Genomic DNA, 21505 nt, shown 5'->3' with positions numbered 1-21505 from the left:
CCCCCGCCCCTCCCGGCCGCTTACTCGTCCACCAGCATTTCCGAGTCGTCGACCTGCTTCGCGCCGGCGCCAGGCGCCGTACGCCTCGCCACGTCCGGATCGGACAGGCCTTTGATCAACTCCAGCGCCTGGCGCTCGAACAGCCTGCGGTACAAGCCTTTCTCGAGCTGGATCAGCGCTTCGTGGCTGCCTTCCTCGATGACCTTGCCCTTATCGAGCACCAGCAGCCGGTCCAGCGCCCGCACAGTCGACAGCCGGTGCGCGACGACGAGCGTCGTGCGTCCTACCATCAGCCGTTCCATCGCTTGCTGGATCAGCACCTCACTTTCGCTGTCGAGGCTCGAGGTGGCCTCGTCCAGAATCAGGATCGGCGCGTCCGCGAGGAACGCCCGCGCAATCGCCACACGCTGACGCTCGCCGCCCGAGAGCTTGACGCCGCGCTCGCCCACCAGCGTGTCGTAGCCGTTCGGCAGCGTCACGATGAAGTCATGGGCGCTGGCGAGCTTCGCGGCCCGTTCGATCTCGGCGCGAGTCGCGCCGGGACGGGCGTAGGCGATGTTCTCGGCCAGCGTGCGGTGAAACAGCACCGGCTCCTGCTGGACAATGGCGATCTGGCTGCGCAACGACGCCTGGCTGACCAGAGCGATGTCTTGCCCGTCGATCGTGATGCGGCCACCGTTGACGTCGTAGAGCCGCTGGATCAGCTTGATGAACGTCGTCTTGCCCGAACCAGAATGTCCCACCAGACCCACGCGTTCCCCCGGCGCAATGCGCACCGAGAAGTTGTCGTACAGCGGCGTCGCAAGCGAGCCATAGTGGAACGTGACTTGCTCGAAGCGGATCTCGCCCTTGTCGATCTTGATCGGCCGGGCACCCGGTTTGTCCTCGATACCGAGGTGCTGCTTCTCGAGCGCCACCAGTTCTTCCATATCGTTGACCGAGCGCTGCAGGTTGCGGATATGCATGCCCACTTCGCGCAGATAGCCCTGCAACATGAAGAACATCGTCAACGCGAACGTGATGTCGCCCACGCTGGCCTGGCCGCGAGCCCACAGGAACAGCGCTGCACCGAGGATCGATGCCTGGATCAACACCAGCATGCCGCCTTGCACGCCACCATTGAGCGTGCCGCGCACCCAGGTGCGTTTGGTGCGATGACGCCACTTCGCGATGATGCGGGCGAGCAAGACTTCTTCGCGTGCTTCGGCGCCAAATGCCTTGACGACGGCATTGCAACTCACCGCATCGGCCAGCACGCCGCCCATTTTGGTATCCCACATGTTGGCGAGACGCGCGGCAGGCGCGACGAAGCCGAGCGACAGCATGGCCGTCACCGCGATATAGAGCACGGAGCCGAGACCCACGACCGCGCCCATCAACGGCCAGCGCACGCCCAGCAGTACGGTGGAACCCACCAGCATGACGAGCGACGGAAACAGCGCGATCAGCAGCGTGTCGTTGAGGATGTCGAGCGCCCACATGCCGCGCGTAATCTTGCGCACCGTCGAGCCGGCAAAGCTGTTGGCGTGCCAGTCGGTCGAAAAACGCTGCACCCGGTGAAAGGCATTGCTGGCGATCTTGCTCATCATCGTGAGCGTCAGCACGATGATGTTCATGTAGACGCCCTGACGCAGCAGGGTACCGCCGAGACCGAGTCCGGCCAGGATGGCGAACGCAGTTACGGCAGCGTGCCAGGCCGCCGGGTTGCCTGCGGAGCCTGAAGCAATGGCGTCGACGAGATGCCCCGCAAACATCGGCGTGAGCACGTCGGCCAATGCCGAAAACAGCACGAGGCCGGTGATGGCGAAGATGCGCCAAGGTTGTTCGCGCCAGTGTCGAACGGTGAAGCCGAGGACGTCCTTAAAGGCTTGTCCGCGAAAGTCGAGTTTTTTTGTAGTCATTGGTCACGGCCTGGGGACGTAGAGACCCCGGGATTCCATTCAGGAGCAATAGGAATAGACAGCCGAAGCGGGCCAGAAAGACCTGGCGAGCTAGTGTGAGACCGTCTGGAAAATGCGCAGGCTTGCCGAAATGGCGGACCTGCGTTGGCGACTGGTTACGGTCGCGAGGCCACGTTAAGGGTGGCAATGTGCACGCTGAACAACATGTGATGCCTCCCTTTAGTGTTGAGTGAAGTGAAGAAGATGTCGATCGGAGCTGATGTCCGAAGTTCGAATATATAGCGGCTTTATCGCGATAGCAAGCGCGCGATGTGAGGATGTGGTTGAATTGGTACGACGAATGGGGGAGAGTGTTTTAGGGCGGTGGACGGAAAATGCGAATTGGTTCATCGCGGTTTTCCAGTCGTGCGCTGCATAGCTTCAGTTAGCGGAATATCTAGAAGGTTTTTAGATTTGATAATGTCCATCATCAGACATAGAGATGGAGGTATCCGATGGCCGCCGTCAACCTGCCCCTGTCCGGTCCCGTCACCCAGGCAATTAGCCCATTCATGCCTTACTTCCCGATGCTCGGCAGCCAGGTCGGCTCCTACACGGTCAATCTGGGCAACTCGTCCAATCCGGCCGTCGAGAAAGCCGCGCTGGACGTGGCGAGCTACGGCAAGCAGCTCGGTCGAATCGAGGATGTACTTCTGCTGTTGCTGCAGCACCTGAGCATCGAGGGGAGGGACACGAAAGAAAAGGAGGCGATCGCTGCACTCCAGAAAATGGAGGTGGCAACTGACGTGCTCCCGAAGCTGCGGAGAATGCTCGAGGACATCGCGGACGAGAAAAAGCGGCATGCCCACGGATGAATCTGAAGTCCCGGAGGAGCACCAAACAAAAAGGCCCTGAGACTTTCGTCTGAGGGCCTTTTCTCTTGCGGGTCACGCGAATCTGGTGGGTGGTACAGGGATTGAACCTGTGACCCCTGCCGTGTGAAGGCAGTGCTCTACCGCTGAGCTAACCACCCGAAGAGATTGAGATTATGTCAGAGGATCTTCGACTCGTAAAGTACTTTTTAAGCACTTTGCTCATCGGCGGTCGCGACGGGTTGAAGACGCCACACGCTCGTCCCCTTGACCGCCTTGTCGAGGCCATCGAGCACGGCCTGATGGGCGGCGATTTCCTCCTCGCTGGCAACGATCACCGGCAGTTCGATCGAGCTAAGCGCGACCCGCGGCGCATGCTCGCCACCGCCCGCTGACGATTCACCCAGCATGTCGATAACCAGGCTCTCTTGCCCACGCGTCATCGCCAGGTAGACCTCAGCGAGCAACTCCGAGTCGAGCAACGCGCCGTGCAGCGTGCGGTGCGCATTGCTGATGCCGAAGCGGTCGCACAGCGCATCCAGCGAATTGCGCTTGCCGGGGAACATCGCCTTGGCGCGCACGAGCGTATCGATTACCTCGCCGCACTGCGAGCTAAACGACGGCAAGCCGAGCAAGGCAAATTCAGCATCGAGAAAGCCGATATCGAACGGCGCGTTATGGATGATCAGATCCGCGCCCTGGATAAAGTCGCGCAGCGCGTTGGCGATCTCCGCGAACTTCGGCTTGTCGCTCAAAAACTCGGTGGTCAGGCCGTGGACTGCCAATGCGCCCGGATCGCTGTCGCGTTCCGGGTTGATATAGAAGTGCAGGTTGTTGCCCGTGAGCCGGCGGTTCACCAGCTCGACGCAGCCGATTTCGATAATGCGGTCGCCGGTGCGCGCATTCAGGCCGGTGGTTTCGGTATCGAGGATGAGTTGACGCATGTCGGATTAGGCCGCTCTAAAAATTGGCTAAGAAAAACAGAAAAGGCAGAAGCGCGCAGCAGGCAGGGGCGAAAGCAACCAGCCTCGCGAGGAGCGCACGCAAGCAAGCCTGTGCCTCACATCTCCGCCAGCGAAGCGACTCCGCGATTAGCCAGCGCATCCGCACGTTCATTCTCCGGATGTCCTGCGTGACCCTTCACCCAGCGCCACTCGATCTCATGCTGCTGAACGGCCGAATCGAGCCGCTTCCACAGATCGGCGTTTTTCACCGGCGTCTTCGCCGCGGTCATCCAGTTTTTCTTCTTCCAGCCGTGGATCCATTCGCTGATTCCTTTCTGGACGTATTGCGAGTCGGTGTGCACCACGGCCTTGCAAGGCCGCTTCAACGCTTCGAGCGCGGCGATCACCGCCATCAGCTCCATGCGGTTGTTGGTCGTGTTCGCTTCGCCGCCGAACATTTCTTTTTCCTGCGCGCCGAAGCGCAGCAGTGCGCCCCAGCCGCCGGGGCCTGGATTGCCCTTGCAGGCGCCGTCGGTATAAATGTCGATGAGGTCGGAAGTCATTTTCTCTGATTGCGTGTGTTCGGGGTGGCGGCAGGGGCGAGGCCCGCAGCAAGCACGGGCTTTTTCACCTTCACTGGGCCGATCAGACGCATGCCGCGCACGCGCTTGATTGCCTTCACCATGTAGGTGGCGCCGAAGATCGGCCACCAGCGGTCGCCGGCAGCTTCCATGAAGCTATAGCGCGCGAGCCACTGATCGCTGACGAGGGGCGGACGATAGCAGCCGAAGCGTCCCCGTTCAAGGTCGAAGCCGAGCAGTTTAATCCAGTCCTTCAAACGGGTGAATGCAATCAGGTCGTGTGCAGCCGGCACGAACGGCCGCCCCGTTACCTTGCCGACCGATTGCCGGGCGCCCCACAGCGATAGCGAATTGAAGCCGAGAATGATCAGCTGGCCTTCCGGCATCAGCACCCGCTCGGCCTCACGCAGCAACCGGTGCGGGTCGCTCGTGAACTCGAGCGTATGCGGCATCACAATGAGGTCGACGCTTTGTGCCTCGAACGGCAGGTCCAGCAGGTCGCACCAGACCACGCTGCGGCCCGGCGGCGCATGTTTTTCGGGCGCGGCGGCGCCCGACGCGCGCGGGAATTCATAAGGCGCGCTCGCGCCGCTGGCGGCGTCGAGCACGAGGCCCCGGCACGGCATGCGGTTCTCGCGCAGCGCATCGAGCTGCGGCAGGCCGAGCTGCAGCGCGTGGTAGCCGAACACGTCCGACACCACGCGGTCGAGCTGCGCCTGTTCCCATTCCAGCACGTAACGTCCGGGTGGCGAATCGGTCCAGGCGGGCCAGTCTATAATCGTTCGGTCAGACATATTAAAGATTGCGTCGCCTATGAATGCGCTCGAGTACGTCCCCGTCCCGGCGTTTGAAGACAATTACATCTGGCTCGTGTCGGACGGTCGCCATGCGGTGGCCGTCGATCCGGGTGAGGCCGCTCCGGTTCGCGCCTATCTGGCGAAACGGGGCTGGCGGTTGAGCGCTATTTTACTCACGCACCATCACCAAGACCACGTCGGCGGGGTGGCCGATCTGCTGAATGGCCAGGATGTGCCCGTCTATGGGCCGGCCGGCGAGGCGATCGAGCATCTGACTTACCGTTTGAAAAGCGGCGACCGGGTGAGCATCGCCGAGCCGGCGCTCGAACTGAGCGTGCTCGACGTGCCCGGCCATACGCGTGGCCATATTGCCTACTTCCAGGCGGCCGATCCGGCCGGCACCCCACACGTATTTTGTGGCGACACGCTGTTCGCGTGCGGCTGTGGCCGGCTGTTCGAGGGCACGCCGGCGCAGATGCTGGCGTCGCTGGACGAACTTGCGGCGCTGCCTGGCGCGACCCAGGTGCACTGTGCGCACGAGTACACGCTGTCGAACATCCGCTTCGCACTTGCCTGCGAGCCGGGCAACGCGGATCTGCAGGCGTGGTGCGCCGAAGCGAGCGAGCTGCGCGAGCGCGGCGTGCCCACTCTGCCCACGACTATCGCCCACGAGCGGGCGGTGAACCCGTTTTTAAGGGCCGATAGCCCGGCGATCCACACGACGCTTGTCGAACAGTTGCATGAAACGGTGCCCGATCGTTTGACCGCGTTCACACTGTTGCGTGAATGGAAGAATAGGTTCCGCTGACCCACCGCTTCATGGGGTCATGTTCACCTTGAATTTCGGAAAAATCTGCCAAGCCTAAGATTTACCTAGGTTTTTCGTATATTTCCGATTGACGTAAACGTTTCGCTTTCGTACTATCGGCTGCAAATTCCAGTCCTGTGGAAGCCGAGACGTTCATGAGATTTATCTTTAGTGCGTTGTTGGTCCTCATGCTCGCCGCGTGCGCGAGCCAGGGGCCGACGACGAATAGCAATAGCACCGCTTCCAATCCTGCCAGCCAGCAAGCCGTAGCCGACGCCCTTCGCAATACCGCCTCTGCCAAAGAAACGATCAATGTCGATCAAGGCTCTGTCGATCAGTTGACGAGCCCGGACGCCGATCTGTGGGCGCGGATTCGCCGTGGTTTCCAGATTCCTGACATGCAAAGCGACCTCGTCGACATGCAGGCCAACTGGTACGCGCAGCGCCCCGATTACGTCGCCCGGATGACCGAGCGTTCGCAGAAGTACCTGTACCACATCGTCGAAGAGCTCGAAGAGCGCCATATGCCGACCGAGCTGGCGTTGCTGCCGTTCATCGAGTCCGCCTATAACCCGCAGGCGCTGTCGGTGGCGAAGGCGGCCGGCATGTGGCAGTTCGTGCCGGATACGGGCCGGACCTATAACCTCAAGCAGAATATGTGGCAGGACGAGCGCCGTGACGTGCTCGCCTCCACCAGCGCCGCGCTGGACTACCTCTCGCGTCTGCACGACATGTTCGGCGACTGGCAGCTGGCGCTCGCCGCCTACAACTGGGGTGAGGGCAACGTGCAGCGCGCCATTGCGCGCAACGAAGCGGCGGGCCTGCCGACGGACTACCAGAGCCTGCGCATGCCGAACGAGACGCGCAACTACGTCCCGAAGCTGCAGGCGGTGAAGAACATCGTGATGAACCCGCAGGCCTTTGGCCTGACGCTGCCGTCCATTCCGAACCACCCGTATTTCGTGACGGTCACCACCGCGCACGATATCGACGTCGACGTCGCAGCCAAGCTCGCCAACATGACGCCTGACGAATTCCGCTCGCTGAACCCGTCGTTCAAGAAGCCGGTCATCCTGGGCGCGACGCAGCCGCAGATCCTGCTGCCGTTCGATAACGCCAGCGCCTTCGAGCACAATCTGAAGTCGTACTCCGGCAATCTGTCGTCGTGGACCACTTACACGGTCACCGAGCGCGCTGCGCCGGCCGCGATTGCGCAGAAGATCGGGGTGGACGCGGACACGCTGATGGAAGTCAACAAGATTCCCGTCGGCATGCGCCTGAAACCGGGTTCGACCATCGTCATTCCGCGTAGCGACGACGATGCCGACGAAGACATCAGCGCCGACGTCGCCGAAAGCGCCGTTCTCGCGATGGAGCCGGACGTCCCGGACACGCGCAAGATGCTGATTCGCGTGCGGCGCAAGCAGACCATGGCGGCGCTGGCGGTTCGCTATGGTGTCTCGATCGGTCAATTGAAGTCCTGGAACCGTACGCATCGCGACCAGGTGAATCCGGGTCAGGTCATCGTGCTGCACGTGCCGGTGGGCAAGGCGATGCCGAGCGAACCGGGTCCGGAGCGCATCGCCACGAGCGTGCAGGGCGGTGGCGTCGAGCGCATCGGCACCCAGGTCGCAGACACGAAGAGCGATTCGCGCTACGATAAGAAGTCAGGTCGTGGCCGCACCGCCGTCGTCAAGGTGTCGGATCCGGCGGGCAAGGCCAGCAAATCGTCCGCGTCGAGCGCTGCCAGGAGCAAGACGTCGAAAGCGCCTGCCCCGGGCACGTCCAGCAAGGCGTCGAAGGCTGTGGCAACAAGCCGCCCGAAGACCGCGGCCAAGGCGAAGAAGGGTAACTAGACCAAAGCGGCTCCCACGGAAGTGGCCACATGCGTTGCGGGGGCAGCGCATGAATTGCGCTCCGATCACTTCTCGTTTTTCGACGCCGTCACCTGTGGTGACGGCGTTTTCATTTCAGGGCTCTTGCACCGGACCGGTTGCATATCCCGATTCCGCTTTCTAAATTGGGGTCCGGCGGCCTGAGAGCCATATGGGGCAAGGCTTCTGCCTGCCCGGCGGGGCCCTGAACCCGGTCCCGGCGCCATCTCGCATTTGGAGGGAAGGGCACTTTAGAGCTATAATTCCAAGGTTTGAGCTTATCAACCCGCACCCTAGCGCCTACCTCTCCCACACCGTTCATCCGCCGCGCGCGGCTGACGCACCGCACCCTGCCGATCAGTCCATACAATGGATCCATCGCGCCCTTGCGACGTCTGCTGCGGTACGCGAGCGAGCCTGCGCGCGCATCACGACGATGCGCCTCGCTGCGGCTCGCACGGCTCGGATAGACAGGTCGGCACAGGGTGTTCCCCCAAGGAGTCTCCCGTGTTGCCGTCTTTTTCTCCCGCTCTGCTCGCGCTCGCCGACGGCACGGTCTTTCGTGGCTACTCGATCGGCGCCCCCGGCCATACGATTGGCGAAGTCGTTTTCAACACCGCTATCACCGGTTATCAGGAAATCCTGACTGACCCGAGCTACGCGCGTCAGATCGTGACCCTCACGTATCCGCACATCGGCAACGTCGGCGTGAACGCCGAAGATGTCGAAGCCACGAAAGTCCATGCCGCCGGCCTCATCATCCGCGACCTGCCGGTTCTCGCCTCGAACTTCCGCATGGAGCGCACGCTCTCGCAATACCTGCAGGACGAAGGCGTGGTGGCCATCGCCGGTCTCGACACCCGCAAGCTGACGCGTGTACTGCGCGACAAGGGTGCGCAGAACGGCGCGATTCTGGCTGGCTCGGATGACGAAGCCAAGGCAATCGAACTGGCACGCTCGTTCCCGGGTCTGGCCGGCATGGACCTCGCGAAGGTTGTGTCGACGAAAGAGTCGTTCGAGTGGACCCAGACCGAATGGCGTCTGGGCGAGGGCTACGGCACGCAGAAGGCGCCGAAGTACCGCGTGGTCGCGTTCGACTACGGCGTGAAGTACAACATCCTGCGCATGCTGGCCGAGCGCGGCTGCCACGTCACCGTGTTGCCGGCACAAGCAACTGCGGCGGATGCGCTGGCGCTCAATCCGGACGGCGTGTTCCTGTCGAACGGCCCTGGTGACCCGGAACCGTGCGACTACGCGATCGCGACCGCCAAGGAGCTGATCGAGCGCGGCATCCCGACCTTCGGCATTTGCCTTGGCCACCAGATCATGGGCCTCGCGGTTGGCGCGAAGACCATCAAGATGAAGACCGGCCACCACGGCGCGAACCACCCGGTGAAGGATCTGGGCGACGGCCGCGTGGTCATCACATCGCAGAACCACGGTTTCGCAGTCGACGCCGCCACGCTGCCCGCCAATGCACGCGCCACGCACGTGTCGCTGTTCGACGGCACGCTGCAAGGCTTTGCGCTGACTGACAAGCCGGCGTTCTGCTTCCAGGGTCACCCGGAAGCGTCGCCTGGCCCGCACGACATTGCTTATCTGTTCGATCGCTTCACCGGCTTGATGGACCAGAAAAAAGCCGGCACGACGGCAGCCGCAGCGGCCGCCTAAGGTACGCAACTAAGGTACGCAAATAAGGCGTCGCACACAGGGTGTCTGTAAAGGACGCCCGCGCAAGGCGGAGCGCCGGCAGCAACAACGCCGCCCGCTTGCGCCAGGCGAACAGAATAGAGCGCGCCGCCGCAGCAGCGGGAAGCCAGCAGTAACAACGGCCCCAGCAGCAGCGGCGCAGCGCGCCAACGGAAAGAATTCAGGAATACATTAGCGAGAGCGTTATGCCCAAGCGGACAGACATCAAGAGCATCCTCATCATCGGCGCGGGTCCGATCATCATCGGCCAGGCGTGCGAGTTCGATTACTCGGGCGCGCAGGCGTGCAAGGCGCTGCGTGAGGAAGGCTACAAGGTCATTCTCGTCAACAGCAATCCGGCGACGATCATGACCGACCCGAACACGGCCGACGTGACCTACATCGAGCCGATCACGTGGGAAGTGGTGGAGCGCATCATCGCCAAGGAGCGCCCGGACGCGATCCTGCCGACGATGGGCGGCCAGACCGCGCTGAACTGCGCGCTGGATCTCCACGCGCACGGCGTGCTGGAGAAGTACAAGGTCGAGCTGATCGGCGCGTCGCCGGAAGCCATCGACAAGGCGGAAGACCGTCAGAAGTTCAAGGACGCGATGACCAAGATCGGTCTCGGTTCGGCCAAGTCGGGCACGGCGCATTCGATGGAAGAAGCGCTGCAGGTGCAGGCGCAGATCGCAGCCGAAACCGGCAGCGGCGGCTACCCGGTGGTGATCCGTCCGTCGTTCACGCTCGGCGGTTCGGGTGGCGGCATCGCCTACAACCGTGACGAATTCGAAGAGATCTGCAAGCGCGGCCTGGACCTGTCGCCCACGCGCGAACTGCTGATCGAAGAATCGCTGCTCGGCTGGAAAGAGTACGAGATGGAAGTGGTCCGCGACAAGAAGGACAACTGCATCATCGTCTGCTCGATCGAAAACCTGGACCCGATGGGCATCCACACCGGCGACTCGATCACCGTCGCGCCGGCGCAGACGCTCACCGACAAGGAATACCAGATCCTGCGTAACGCATCGCTCGCAGTGCTGCGCGAAATCGGCGTGGACACGGGCGGCTCGAACGTGCAGTTCTCGATCAATCCGAAAGATGGCCGGATGATCGTGATTGAAATGAACCCACGCGTGTCGCGTTCGTCGGCATTGGCTTCGAAGGCCACCGGCTTCCCGATCGCCAAGGTCGCAGCGAAGCTCGCCTGCGGCTACACGCTCGACGAACTGAAGAACGAAATCACCGGCGGCCAGACCCCGGCGTCGTTCGAACCGACGATCGACTACGTCGTCACCAAGATTCCGCGTTTCGCGTTCGAAAAATTCCGCGAAGCCGATCCGCGCCTGACCACGCAGATGAAGTCGGTTGGGGAAGTGATGGCAATCGGCCGTACCTTCCAGGAGTCGTTTCAGAAGGCGCTGCGCGGTCTCGAAGTCGGCGTGGACGGTCTGGATGAAAAGACCACCAGCCGCGACGAGATCATCCGCGAGATCGGCGAAGCCGGTCCGGACCGCATCTGGTACGTGGGCGACGCGTTCCGTATCGGCATGAGCGCTGCGGAAATCTTCGAAGAGACCGCGATCGACCCGTGGTTCCTCGCGCAGATCGAACAGATCGTGCTGAAGGAAAAGGCGCTGGGCGGCCGCACGCTGGCGAGCCTGTCGAAGGAAGAGCTGAAGTATCTGAAGCAAAGCGGCTTCTCGGACCGGCGTCTTGCCAAGCTGCTCGGCGCGAAGCCGGCTGAAGTGCGCCAGCGCCGGATCGAACTGAACGTGCGCCCGGTCTACAAGCGCGTCGACACCTGCGCGGCCGAGTTCGCCACCAAGACGGCGTACATGTACTCGACCTACGAGGAAGAGTGCGAGGCGAACCCGACCAATAACAAGAAGATCATGGTGCTGGGCGGCGGCCCGAACCGGATCGGCCAGGGTATCGAGTTCGACTACTGCTGCGTGCACGCTGCACTCGCCATGCGCGAAGACGGCTACGAAACGATCATGGTCAACTGCAACCCTGAGACCGTTTCGACCGACTACGACACCTCCGATCGTCTGTACTTCGAATCGCTGACGCTCGAAGACGTGCTCGAAATCGTCGACAAGGAAAAACCGGTCGGCGTGATTGTCCAGTATGGCGGCCAAACCCCGCTGAAGCTCGCGCTCGATCTCGAAGCGAACGGCGTGCCGATCATCGGCACCTCGCCGGATATGATCGATGCGGCCGAAGACCGCGAGCGTTTCCAGAAGCTGCTGCAGGACCTCGGCCTGCGTCAGCCGCCGAACCGCACGGCCCGCGCCGAAGACGAAGCGCTCAAGCTCGCCGAAGAGATCGGCTATCCGCTGGTGGTGCGTCCGTCGTACGTGCTGGGCGGCCGCGCCATGGAAATCGTTCACGAGCCGCGCGACCTCGAGCGTTATATGCGTGAGGCTGTGAAGGTATCGAACGATTCGCCGGTGCTGCTCGACCGTTTCCTGAACGACGCAATCGAATGCGACGTGGATTGCATCTCCGATGGCGAAGCCGTGTTTATCGGCGGCGTGATGGAGCACATCGAACAGGCGGGCGTGCACTCGGGCGACTCGGCTTGCTCGTTGCCGCCGTACTCGCTGTCGAAAGAGACCGTGGCTGAGCTGAAGCGTCAAACCGGCGCGATGGCCCGCGCGCTGAACGTGATCGGCCTGATGAACGTGCAGTTCGCGATCCAGCAAGTGCCGCAAGCCGACGGCTCGAAAGAAGACATCATCTACGTGCTGGAAGTGAACCCGCGCGCTTCGCGCACGGTGCCGTATGTCTCGAAGGCGACCAGCCTGCCGCTCGCGAAGATCGCAGCGCGTGCGATGGTCGGCCAGAAGCTGGCGGCCCAGGGCGTGACGAAGGAAATCGATCCGCCGTACTTTAGCGTCAAGGAAGCGGTGTTCCCGTTCGTCAAGTTCCCGGCGGTCGACCCGGTGCTCGGACCGGAAATGCGCTCGACCGGCGAAGTGATGGGCGTGGGCCAGACCTTCGGCGAAGCGCTGTTCAAGTCGCAGCTCGCCGCAGGTTCGCGTCTGCCAGAATCGGGCACGGTGCTCTTGACCGTGATGGACGCCGACAAGCCGAAGGCGGTCGAAGTCGCACGCATGCTGCATGAGCTGGGCTATCCGATCGTCGCGACCAAGGGTACGGCTGCCGCGATCGAAGCGGCCGGCGTGCCGGTCAAGGTCGTCAACAAGGTGAAGGACGGCCGTCCGCACATTGTCGACATGATCAAGAACGGCGAAATCGCGCTGGTCTTCACGACCGTCGACGAAACCCGCGCGGCGATTGCCGATTCGCGTTCAATCCGCATGAGCGCCCAGGCGAACAAGGTCACGTACTACACGACGATGTCGGGTGCACGGGCCGCGGTCGAAGGTTTGCGGTATTTGAAGGACCTGGAAGTCTATGATTTACAAGGACTCCACGCTCGCCTAAACTAAGGCTTCGAATACCTGTCCAAGATGTAAGTGCCGCGGTTAAGCGGCGTCCCTCAAGGTACCGGCATGGGCTTTGCCCGGGCTCAGGCGCCAGCGGGGATGCACTTAACCGCGGTGATTTTTTTTATGGCCGTTTTTTGCCACTAGAGCTGTTTATGAGCACTATTCCATTGACGACGCGTGGCGCCAAGAAGCTGCGCGATGAACTGCAGCACCTGAAATCGGTTGAACGTCCGGCGGTGGTCAACTCGATCGCCGAAGCGCGTGCCCAGGGCGATCTCTCGGAAAACGCCGAATACGACGCTGCGAAAGAGAAGCAGGGCTTCATCGAGGGCCGCATTGCGGAAATCGAGTCGAAGCTGGCCGGCGCACAGATTATCGATCCCGCCCAGGTGGACGCGGATGGCCGCATCGTGTTCGGTGCGACCGTGGAGCTGGAAGACCTCGATTCGGGCGCGCCGGTCAAATACCAGATCGTCGGCGACGACGAAGCGGACCTCGAGCACGGCCTGATCTCGATCAGCTCGCCGATCGCCCGTGCCCTGATCGGCAAGTCGGAAGGCGACGTCGCCTCGGTGCAGGCGCCGGGCGGCGTGCGCGAGTACGAAATCATCGCCGTCAGCTACATCTAAAGGCCGTTCAGGTGTCTACTCAGGTGTCCGCCGTGCCGCATCGGGTGTTCCGGCTGCTGACCGTGATTTGGGTCGGCAGTCTGCTCACTATCGGCTATGCGGTTGCGCCCGTGCTGTTCAACTCGCTAGACCGGATCGATGCGGGCGCGCTTGCGGCTCAGATGTTTCGCATCGAAGGCGTGCTTGGCGTGGTGTGCGGGGTGTTGCTGCTGGTGCTTGCCAACGTGCTGATCCGCCGCGGCAACGACGCTTATCGCCGCCTGCGCTGGTTGATTGCCGGGATGCTGATGTGCGTGCTGCTGGGATACTTTGCGCTGCAGCCTTTCATGAATGCCATCCGCATCGCTGCGCTCGAGGCCGGCACGGATGTGGCCCATTCTCCGGACGCGATGCGCTTCGGCGTACTGCACGGAGTGTCGAGCCTGTTTTACCTGATCGAGAGCTTGCTCGCGATTGCCCTGGTGTGGAAGTTGCCCACCGATGCAGGCGTGGCGCGCGCCGCGAATGGGACCGAGGAAGGAGCCCAAGGCGCAGCGGGTAAGGGCGTCACCGGTTAAGGCTGACGTCCCGCGAGCGACGCCCCATGCTGCGGGCAAGGCGCCCGCAGCCTTCTCGGCCTTTCGGGCCGCTTACTTCACCGACTGATGCGGACGCTTGGCGCTGGTTTGGCGCTTTTTGGCGCGCTTGATATTGCCGCCTTGCGTGACGCGTTCGTTGCCGCGTACCACGACCTTCTTGGGCTTCGGCTTGCGCATCGGGATTTCGGAAGGCTTGACCACCGTGACCACGCGCGGGGCGCGGCCTTTACCCGGCTTGGCATCTTCAGATGCCGCTTCGCGGGCGCTCGGCAGCTCGCCACGCTTGGCGCGGCTGGCAGGCCTGGCCGCTGCTTCCGGCTTCCAGATCACCAGCAGCTTGCCGATATGCTGGATCGGCGCGGCATTCAGCGTGTCGCAGATCTGTTCGTAGATCGCAATCCGTTCTTCGCGTTCGTCGCCGAACACGCGGATCTTGATCAATTGATGGGCGCCAAGGTGGACCTTGATTTCGGCCAGAACGGCGTCAGTCAAGCCCTCGGCGCCGATGAGCACGACCGGTTTGAGCGCATGTGCCTGGGAGCGCAACTCGGCGCGTTGATCGGAAGAGACTTTGAGGGCTGGCATGGAAAGTGGGAGACTCGACTAAAATGGCGGCGCCTGCATTTCCGATCGCTTTGGTCGATCGCGCAGGGCGGCGCGTCAGAACAACAGAGAACGCGGTTGATAGCCCAAGGGTGAATGACCCAAGGAGCGGCAGCCGCGCGAATTAAACGCGTATTATCCGCTAAAAGCGCGACATCACGCAGCAAGAGTTCAACGTTTAATGGCAAAAAACAAGTTCAACACGTCGTGGCTGCACGATCACATCAACGATCCGTACGTCAAACTGGCGCAGCGGGAGGGTTACCGCGCCCGAGCGGCCTACAAGCTGAAGGAAATCGACGAACAGGACAAGCTGATCCGTCCCGGCCAGATCATTGTCGACCTCGGCTCGGCGCCCGGCAGCTGGAGCCAGTACGCCCGTAACAAGCTGGCGCAGGGCGCGAAGCGCGATGCGACGCGCGAAGGCGGCATCGACGGCATGATTATCGCGCTCGACATGCTGCCCATGGAGCCGATCGCCGACGTCACCTTCATCCAGGGCGACTTCCGCGAGGACACGGTTCTGCACCAATTGGAAGAATTGGTCGGAGAACGCCAGGTCGACCTTGTAATTTCGGATATGGCGCCCAACCTGTCGGGAGTGGCGCTCGCGGACGCCGCGCGGATCGAGCATGTATGCGATCTCGCGCTGGAATTCTCGCAGAATCATCTGAAGCCGGATGGTGCCCTTTTAGTGAAATGCTTTCACGGCAGCGGTTACAGCCAGATTGTCGAGAAATTCAAGCAGCAGTTCAAGACGGTGGCCGCGCGCAAGCCGAAAGCGTCGCGCGACAAATCGTCCGAAACTTTTATTTTGGGTAAGCATCTGAAACGGCCCGGCTAAGTGGGTACCCCAGCGGGCGTCCCGCGACCTTTTTGAGTCCCAGATTTGTCGGAAAAGCGGCACTGGGGCAGCGTCCTGCGCTATTTCTGTGGTAGCGAAACGTTATGGCAGGGGTCTGCGGACTGGATTAGAATGCTTTAGTGGTGCCGCAAGGCAAATGTAGGCGCCCGTCTATGAGTGAAGGAGTGGTGCTTTGAACAACAATATGTTTTCGAAGGCAGCAGTGTGGCTGGTTATCGCACTGGTGCTGTTTACGGTGTTCAAGCAGTTCGATAAGCCCCGTGTCCAGGAAGGCGTTTCCTATTCGCAGTTCATGGATGACGCGAAGAACGGCAAGGTCAAGAACGTCATCGTTCAGGGGCGTAACCTCACGGTCACTCCAGCAGACGGCCAGAAGTACCAGATCGTGTCGCCCGGCGACATCTGGATGGTCGGCGACCTGATGAAGTATGGCGTTCAGGTGAGCGGCAAGGCCGATGACGAACCGAACGCGCTTGTGTCCGCGCTGTATTACCTTGGACCCACAATCCTGATTATCGGGTTCTGGTTCTACATGATGAGACAGATGCAGGGGGGCGGGAAGGGCGGTGCGTTCTCGTTCGGCAAGTCCCGTGCACGTCTGATCGATGAGAACAACAACGCAATCAATTTCACCGACGTCGCCGGTTGCGACGAAGCCAAGGAAGAAGTCTCGGAACTGGTCGACTTCCTGCGCGATCCGCAAAAATTCCAGAAGCTCGGCGGGCGCATCCCGCGCGGCGTGCTACTGGTCGGGCCGCCGGGAACCGGTAAGACGCTGCTCGCCCGTGCCATTGCTGGCGAAGCGAAAGTGCCGTTCTTCAGCATTTCCGGTTCGGACTTCGTGGAAATGTTTGTCGGTGTCGGCGCCGCACGTGTGCGCGACATGTTCGAACAGGCCAAGAAGCATGCCCCGTGTATCGTGTTCATCGACGAAATCGACGCGGTCGGCCGTCATCGTGGCGCCGGCATGGGCGGCGGTAACGACGAACGCGAACAGACGCTGAACCAGATGCTGGTCGAGATGGACGGCTTCGAAGCGAACTCGGGCGTGATCGTGATCGCTGCCACGAACCGTTCCGACGTGCTGGACAAGGCGCTGCTGCGTCCGGGCCGTTTCGACCGTCAGGTCTATGTCGGCCTGCCGGACATCCGCGGTCGCGAACACATCATGAAGGTCCACCTGCGCAAGGTGCCGATCTCGAACGACGTCGACGCAGCGGTGATCGCACGCGGCACGCCGGGCTTCTCGGGCGCCGACCTGGCGAACCTCGTGAACGAAGCGGCACTGTTCGCGGCACGCCGCGGCAAGCGCATCGTCGAAATGATCGACTTCGAAGACGCCAAGGACAAGATTTTCATGGGTCCGGAGCGCAAGTCGGCCGTGATCCGCGAAGAATCGAAGCGCGCCACGGCGTACCACGAGTCGGGCCATGCGGTGATCGCCAAGCTGTTGCCGAAGGCCGATCCGGTGCACAAGGTCACGATCATCCCGCGCGGTCGCGCACTGGGTGTGACGTGGCAGTTGCCGGAGCACGACAACGAAACGTATTCGAAGGACTACCTGCTGGATCGTCTGGCGATTCTGTTCGGTGGCCGGGTGGCGGAAGAACTGTTCCTGAACCTGATCAGCACGGGCGCCTCGGACGACTTCAACAAGGCAACGGCTACGGCTCGCGCCATGGTGGCCCGCTTCGGCATGACCGATGCGCTCGGACCGATGGTCTACGTGGACGACGAGAACGACGCTACGCCGTTCGGTCGCGGCTTCACGCGCACCATCTCGGAAGCGACGCAGCAGAAGGTCGACGCGGAAATCCGCCGCGTGCTGGACGAGCAGTACAACCTCGCCAAGCGTCTGCTGGATGAGAACCGCGACAAGGTCGAAGCGATGACTGCAGCCCTGATGGAGTGGGAGACGATCGACGCCGATCAGATCAACGACATCATGGCAGGCCGTCCGCCGCGCGCCCCGAAGAGTTCGCCGCCGTCGGCAAGCGACGCTTCGTCGGGTGGCAGCGCGGGTACCGAGGTGAAGCCGGGCAGCGCGACTGCGCCGGCCTGATCGAAGCCACGTCCAAAGCACGGGCCGGTGTGATTTCACACCGGCCCGTTTTGCATTGATCTCTTTTGCCCGCAGCAGGTATGGCCCTTCACGTGTCGAACACCGCATTACCGCATCTCCCCACACCTGAGCCGTTGCAATGCGGCCGCTTCACCTTGAGCTTCGAGCGCCCGTTGGTGATGGGCATTCTCAACGTCACGCCCGATTCGTTCTCCGACGGCGGCAAGTTCGCGTTGCGCGGCGATGCGCTGCGCCAGGCCGAGCGGATGCTGCTCGACGGCGCGGACATGATCGATATCGGCGGCGAGTCGACCCGTCCCGGTGCGCCGCCGGTGCCGCTCGACGAAGAACTGGAGCGGGTGATTCCGCTAGTCGAGCAGTTGCGCGCCGCCCAGGTGCCCTTGTCCGTCGACACCTACAAGCCCGAACTCATGCGTCACGCGCTGGCCGCCGGCGCGGATCTGATCAACGACATCTGGGGCTTTCGCCTGCCCGGCGCCATTGACGCCGTGCGCGACAGCCAATGCGGCCTGTGCGTGATGCACATGCTGGGCGAGCCGCAGACCATGCAACTGGGCGAACCGGCCTATCAGGACGTGGTTGGCGAAGTGCGGGCGTTTCTGGAGGAGCGGGTCGCCGCTTTGACGCAGGCGGGTGTCGCCAAGCGGCGCATCAGCGTCGACCCCGGTTTCGGCTTCGGCAAAGCCGTGATCGAACACAACTACGCCTTGCTCGCCCACCTGCCGGACACGGCACCGCGCGGCGAGCCGCCGTCCCCAGAAGCGTTCCCAATCCTGGCGGGCATGTCGCGCAAGTCGATGCTCGGTGCGGTCACGGGCCGGGCGGCGCCGGAGCGGATGGCCGCGAGCATCGCTGCGGCGGTCTGCGCCGCCGAGCGCGGTGCCGCGATACTGCGCGTGCATGATGTGGCGCAGACAGTCGATGCATTAAAAGTTTGGGCGGCCATGCGCGACGCAGCGCGTCGCAGCTGACCCGTCGAAGAGAGAGGAAAACATCAAGATGGCACGTCGTTTTTTCGGTACTGATGGCATTCGAGGCAAGGTCGGCGACGCGCCGATCACGCCGGATTTTGTATTGCGGCTCGGTTACGCCGCCGGCAAGGTGCTGGCGGGCGGGGACCGCTGGGTCAACAGCGGCCAGCGCCCGACTGTGCTGATCGGCAAGGACACGCGCGTCTCGGGCTACATGCTCGAAGCCGCGCTGGAGGCGGGTTTTTCGGCAGCAGGCGTCGACGTCATGCTGGCCGGCCCGATGCCCACGCCGGGTGTCGCCTATCTCACGCGCACCTTGCGCCTCGCAGCTGGTGTGGTCATCAGCGCCTCGCACAATCCTTACTACGACAACGGCATCAAGTTCTTCTCGGCCAACGGCGACAAGCTGCCCGACGAAGTCGAGCTGAAGATCGAGGAGCAACTGGACCAGCCGCTCGACTGCGCCGCCTCCGAGCAACTCGGCAAGGCGCGGCGTCTGGACGACGCTGCTGGCCGTTATATCGAGTTCTGCAAGAGCACCTTCCCGGCCGCCTTCGATCTGCGCGGCATGAAGCTGGTGGTCGATTGTGCGCACGGCGCGTCGTATCACATTGCGCCGCACGTATTCCACGAACTCGGGGCTGACGTAATCTCCATCGGCGTCGCGCCGAACGGCTTCAACATCAACGACGGCGTCGGCGCCACCGCGCCGGACGCGCTGGTGCGCGCGGTACGCGCAAATCACGCCGACCTCGGCATCGCGCTAGACGGCGACGCCGACCGCCTGCAGGTGGTCGACGCCGCCGGCCGCCTCTACAACGGCGACGAGTTGCTATATGTGCTGGTCAAGGACCGCATTGCAACTGACGGCAAGGTGGAAGGCGCAGTCGGCACGCTGATGACCAATATGGCGGTCGAAGTGGCCTTGCAGCGCGCCGGCGTGCAGTTCGTGCGCGCGGCGGTCGGCGACCGCTACGTGCTCGAACAACTGCGCGAGCACGGCTGGCAACTGGGCGCCGAGGGCTCGGGCCACATCCTCTCGCTCGACCGCCATTCGACCGGTGACGGAATCGTCTCGTCGCTGCTGGTGCTGGCGGCCATCAAGCGCAGCGGCAAGACGCTCGGCCAACTGCTCGAAGGCGTGACGCTGTTCCCGCAGAAGCTGATCAACGTGCGGATGCAGCCGGGCGCGGACTGGAAGGGCAGCGATGCAATCCGCCGCGCCATCAGCGCAGCCGAGGCCGCCCTGGAAGGGCACGGCCGGGTGTTGATCCGCGCCTCCGGCACCGAGCCGGTATTGCGTGTGATGGTCGAAGCCCAACAGGTGGACGACGCGGTCCAGCACGCCGAGGCGATCGCCAGCGTGGTCAAGCAGGCGACTGCCTGATTCGAAAGCTGCCCGCTCAGGGTGGAGTGTACGGCGCTGCGGCCAATTGTCGCGCCGCCGCACGCTCCGCCTGCTAAAACGCAGGCAGCTCTCGCGCCTCGGAATCCAGGTTTACCTTTCTAATCGCTTCCGTTTCGATCACCCCCCTTCCAGAAGTCCTTCATCTGCGCGCAAACGTTCCCACTGCGCATTTTTCGCCTAATCTCTACAGACACGGCGGGAACGCCGCTCCGACAGCTTTCACTAGCCGAATCTTGCTTTCATCGCAGTAATCGTACTGTCACGCGCTTTTCACGGTTCGTCACGTTACTGTCACAAAGAGACCCTATTCTTCGCGGTGTCGTGTAATCCGCTCACACCACTGGAGGTCTCATGAAATTGATGCAAACCGCGTTCGCTGGCCTGGCTAGCGCGCTCTTCGCGATCGCAGCGCAAGCCACCGACATTACCGGCGCGGGCAGCACCTTCGCAGCACCCATCTATACGAAGTGGGCTGACGCTTATCAGAAGTCGGGCGGCGGCAAGGTCAACTACCAAGGTATCGGTTCGTCGGGCGGCATCAAGCAGATCAACGCCAAGACGGTTGATTTCGCAGGTTCGGACGCTCCGCTGAAGGACGACGAGCTCGCCAAGGACGGCCTGTTCCAGTTCCCGACGGTGGTCGGCGGCGTGGTGCCGGTTGTGAATCTGCCGGGCGTGACGCCGGGCCAACTGGTGCTGTCGGGCGAAGTGCTCGGCGACATCTACCTGGGCAAGATCAAGAAGTGGAACGATCCGGCGATCGTTGCACTGAACCCGAAGGTAAAGCTGCCGGATACGGATATCGCTGTGGTGCGCCGTGCTGACGGTTCGGGCACCAGCTTCATCTGGACGAACTACCTGTCGAAGGTCAACGCAGACTGGAAGTCGAAGGTCGGTGAAGGCGCAACGGTCAGCTGGCCGACGGGCACGGGCGGCAAGGGCAACGACGGCGTCGCAGCCTTCGTGCAACGTCTGCCGGGCGCAATCGGTTATGTCGAATGGGCGTACGCCAAGCAAAACCACATGAACTACACCGCGCTGAAGAATTCGTCGGGTGCAGTGGTCGAGCCGAAGACGGACACCTTCAAGGCTGCAGCGGCAGGCGCAGACTGGTCGAAGTCGTTCTACCAGATCCTGACGAACGAGCCGGGACAGAACGCATGGCCGGTCGTCGGCGCAACGTTCGTGCTGCTGCATACGACGCAAGAGAAGGCACCGCAAGGCGCCGAAACGCTGAAGTTCTTCGACTGGGCGTTCAAGAACGGCGCGCAGGCTGCAAACGATCTTGACTACATCTCGCTGCCGGAATCGGTTGTGTCGGAAATCAAGACGCAGTGGAAAGAGAAGGTGAAGGACGCATCGGGCAAGTCGCTCGCCGAGTAAGCGTCAACACGTAGTAACAAGCCGCCCAGCCTCACATGAGGCTGGGCGGCTGTAGTGCTGGTTGCATGGCGTTGTGTCA

At 62.4% G+C, this 21505-nt stretch carries 17 protein-coding genes and 1 tRNA gene; 12 read left to right on the top strand and 6 right to left on the bottom strand.

All coding sequences use genetic code 11. From position 1 onward, the window contains the following. Positions 1–20: 20 nt before the first annotated feature. Positions 21–1901, bottom strand: a complete 1881-nt coding sequence (locus BLQ92_RS11120; protein ID WP_090684315.1) for an ABC transporter ATP-binding protein — start codon at positions 1899–1901, stop codon at positions 21–23. Positions 1902–2395: 494 nt separating this feature from the next. Between BLQ92_RS11120 and BLQ92_RS11115 the strand changes: the two genes are divergently transcribed. Continuing rightward, positions 2396–2755 (top strand): hypothetical protein, encoded by a 360-nt coding sequence (locus BLQ92_RS11115; protein ID WP_090684314.1) that lies wholly within the window; start codon positions 2396–2398, stop codon positions 2753–2755. A gap of 83 nt (positions 2756–2838) precedes the next feature. Here the strand turns inward: BLQ92_RS11115 and BLQ92_RS11110 are convergent. The 4 genes from BLQ92_RS11110 to BLQ92_RS11095 form a co-directional block, all read right to left on the bottom strand. Next, positions 2839–2913 (bottom strand) — tRNA-Val (locus tag BLQ92_RS11110). Between the two features lie 48 nt (positions 2914–2961). Beyond that, positions 2962–3696, bottom strand: coding sequence for a DNA polymerase III subunit epsilon (gene dnaQ / locus BLQ92_RS11105; RefSeq protein WP_090684313.1), 735 nt, complete (start codon positions 3694–3696; stop codon positions 2962–2964). A 116-nt stretch (positions 3697–3812) separates the two neighbouring features. After that, entirely contained in the window at positions 3813–4259 is a 447-nt protein-coding gene (rnhA, locus tag BLQ92_RS11100) for a ribonuclease HI (protein WP_090684312.1), read from the bottom strand. Continuing rightward, the gene (locus tag BLQ92_RS11095) at positions 4256–5071 is read right to left on the bottom strand and encodes a class I SAM-dependent methyltransferase (protein ID WP_090684311.1); all 816 of its coding nucleotides are present in this window, start codon (positions 5069–5071) and stop codon (positions 4256–4258) included. The genes rnhA and BLQ92_RS11095 overlap by 4 nt, the downstream gene beginning before the upstream one ends. A gap of 19 nt (positions 5072–5090) precedes the next feature. On the opposite strand from BLQ92_RS11095, the gene gloB reads away from it, so the two are divergent. The 6 genes from gloB (at position 5091) to BLQ92_RS11065 (ending at position 14092) form a co-directional block, all read left to right on the top strand. After that, on the top strand, positions 5091–5882 hold the full coding sequence (gene gloB / locus BLQ92_RS11090; protein WP_090684310.1) for a hydroxyacylglutathione hydrolase: 792 nt from the start codon (positions 5091–5093) through the stop codon (positions 5880–5882). Positions 5883–6037: 155 nt separating this feature from the next. Further along, complete coding sequence (locus BLQ92_RS11085; protein WP_090684309.1) at positions 6038–7738, top strand: transglycosylase SLT domain-containing protein; 1701 nt, start codon at positions 6038–6040, stop codon at positions 7736–7738. Between the two features lie 525 nt (positions 7739–8263). Then, the gene (gene carA / locus BLQ92_RS11080; RefSeq protein WP_090684308.1) at positions 8264–9427 is read left to right on the top strand and encodes a glutamine-hydrolyzing carbamoyl-phosphate synthase small subunit; all 1164 of its coding nucleotides are present in this window, start codon (positions 8264–8266) and stop codon (positions 9425–9427) included. Positions 9428–9651: 224 nt separating this feature from the next. Beyond that, positions 9652–12906 (top strand): carbamoyl-phosphate synthase large subunit, encoded by a 3255-nt coding sequence (carB, locus tag BLQ92_RS11075; RefSeq protein WP_090684307.1) that lies wholly within the window; start codon positions 9652–9654, stop codon positions 12904–12906. A gap of 152 nt (positions 12907–13058) precedes the next feature. Further along, on the top strand, positions 13059–13535 hold the full coding sequence (gene greA / locus BLQ92_RS11070; protein ID WP_090684306.1) for a transcription elongation factor GreA: 477 nt from the start codon (positions 13059–13061) through the stop codon (positions 13533–13535). Positions 13536–13567: 32 nt separating this feature from the next. After that, complete coding sequence (locus BLQ92_RS11065; protein ID WP_090684844.1) at positions 13568–14092, top strand: DUF4149 domain-containing protein; 525 nt, start codon at positions 13568–13570, stop codon at positions 14090–14092. Between the two features lie 72 nt (positions 14093–14164). Here the strand turns inward: BLQ92_RS11065 and BLQ92_RS11060 are convergent, their stop codons facing one another. Continuing rightward, the gene (locus tag BLQ92_RS11060; protein ID WP_090684304.1) at positions 14165–14698 is read right to left on the bottom strand and encodes a YhbY family RNA-binding protein; all 534 of its coding nucleotides are present in this window, start codon (positions 14696–14698) and stop codon (positions 14165–14167) included. A 199-nt stretch (positions 14699–14897) separates the two neighbouring features. On the opposite strand from BLQ92_RS11060, the gene BLQ92_RS11055 reads away from it, so the two are divergent. The 5 genes from BLQ92_RS11055 to pstS all read left to right on the top strand — a co-directional run bounded on the left by BLQ92_RS11055 (position 14898) and on the right by pstS (position 21426). Then, entirely contained in the window at positions 14898–15560 is a 663-nt protein-coding gene (locus tag BLQ92_RS11055) for an RlmE family RNA methyltransferase (RefSeq protein WP_090684302.1), read from the top strand. 193 nt (positions 15561–15753) lie between these two features. Beyond that, positions 15754–17643 carry an ATP-dependent zinc metalloprotease FtsH gene (gene ftsH, locus BLQ92_RS11050; protein ID WP_090684300.1) on the top strand — a complete coding sequence of 630 codons (1890 nt, stop codon included), beginning with the start codon at positions 15754–15756 and terminating at the stop codon, positions 17641–17643. Positions 17644–17723: 80 nt separating this feature from the next. Beyond that, the gene (folP, locus tag BLQ92_RS11045; RefSeq protein ID WP_090684298.1) at positions 17724–18635 is read left to right on the top strand and encodes a dihydropteroate synthase; all 912 of its coding nucleotides are present in this window, start codon (positions 17724–17726) and stop codon (positions 18633–18635) included. A gap of 28 nt (positions 18636–18663) precedes the next feature. Next, positions 18664–20022 (top strand): phosphoglucosamine mutase, encoded by a 1359-nt coding sequence (gene glmM / locus BLQ92_RS11040; RefSeq protein ID WP_090684296.1) that lies wholly within the window; start codon positions 18664–18666, stop codon positions 20020–20022. A 372-nt stretch (positions 20023–20394) separates the two neighbouring features. Then, complete coding sequence (gene pstS / locus BLQ92_RS11030; RefSeq protein ID WP_090684294.1) at positions 20395–21426, top strand: phosphate ABC transporter substrate-binding protein PstS; 1032 nt, start codon at positions 20395–20397, stop codon at positions 21424–21426. Positions 21427–21505: the final 79 nt, after the last annotated feature.

The organism is Paraburkholderia phenazinium, assembly GCF_900100735.1.
Classification (GTDB): Bacteria; Pseudomonadota; Gammaproteobacteria; order Burkholderiales; family Burkholderiaceae; genus Paraburkholderia; species Paraburkholderia phenazinia.
This window is presented reverse-complemented; position numbering and strand designations above follow the sequence as displayed.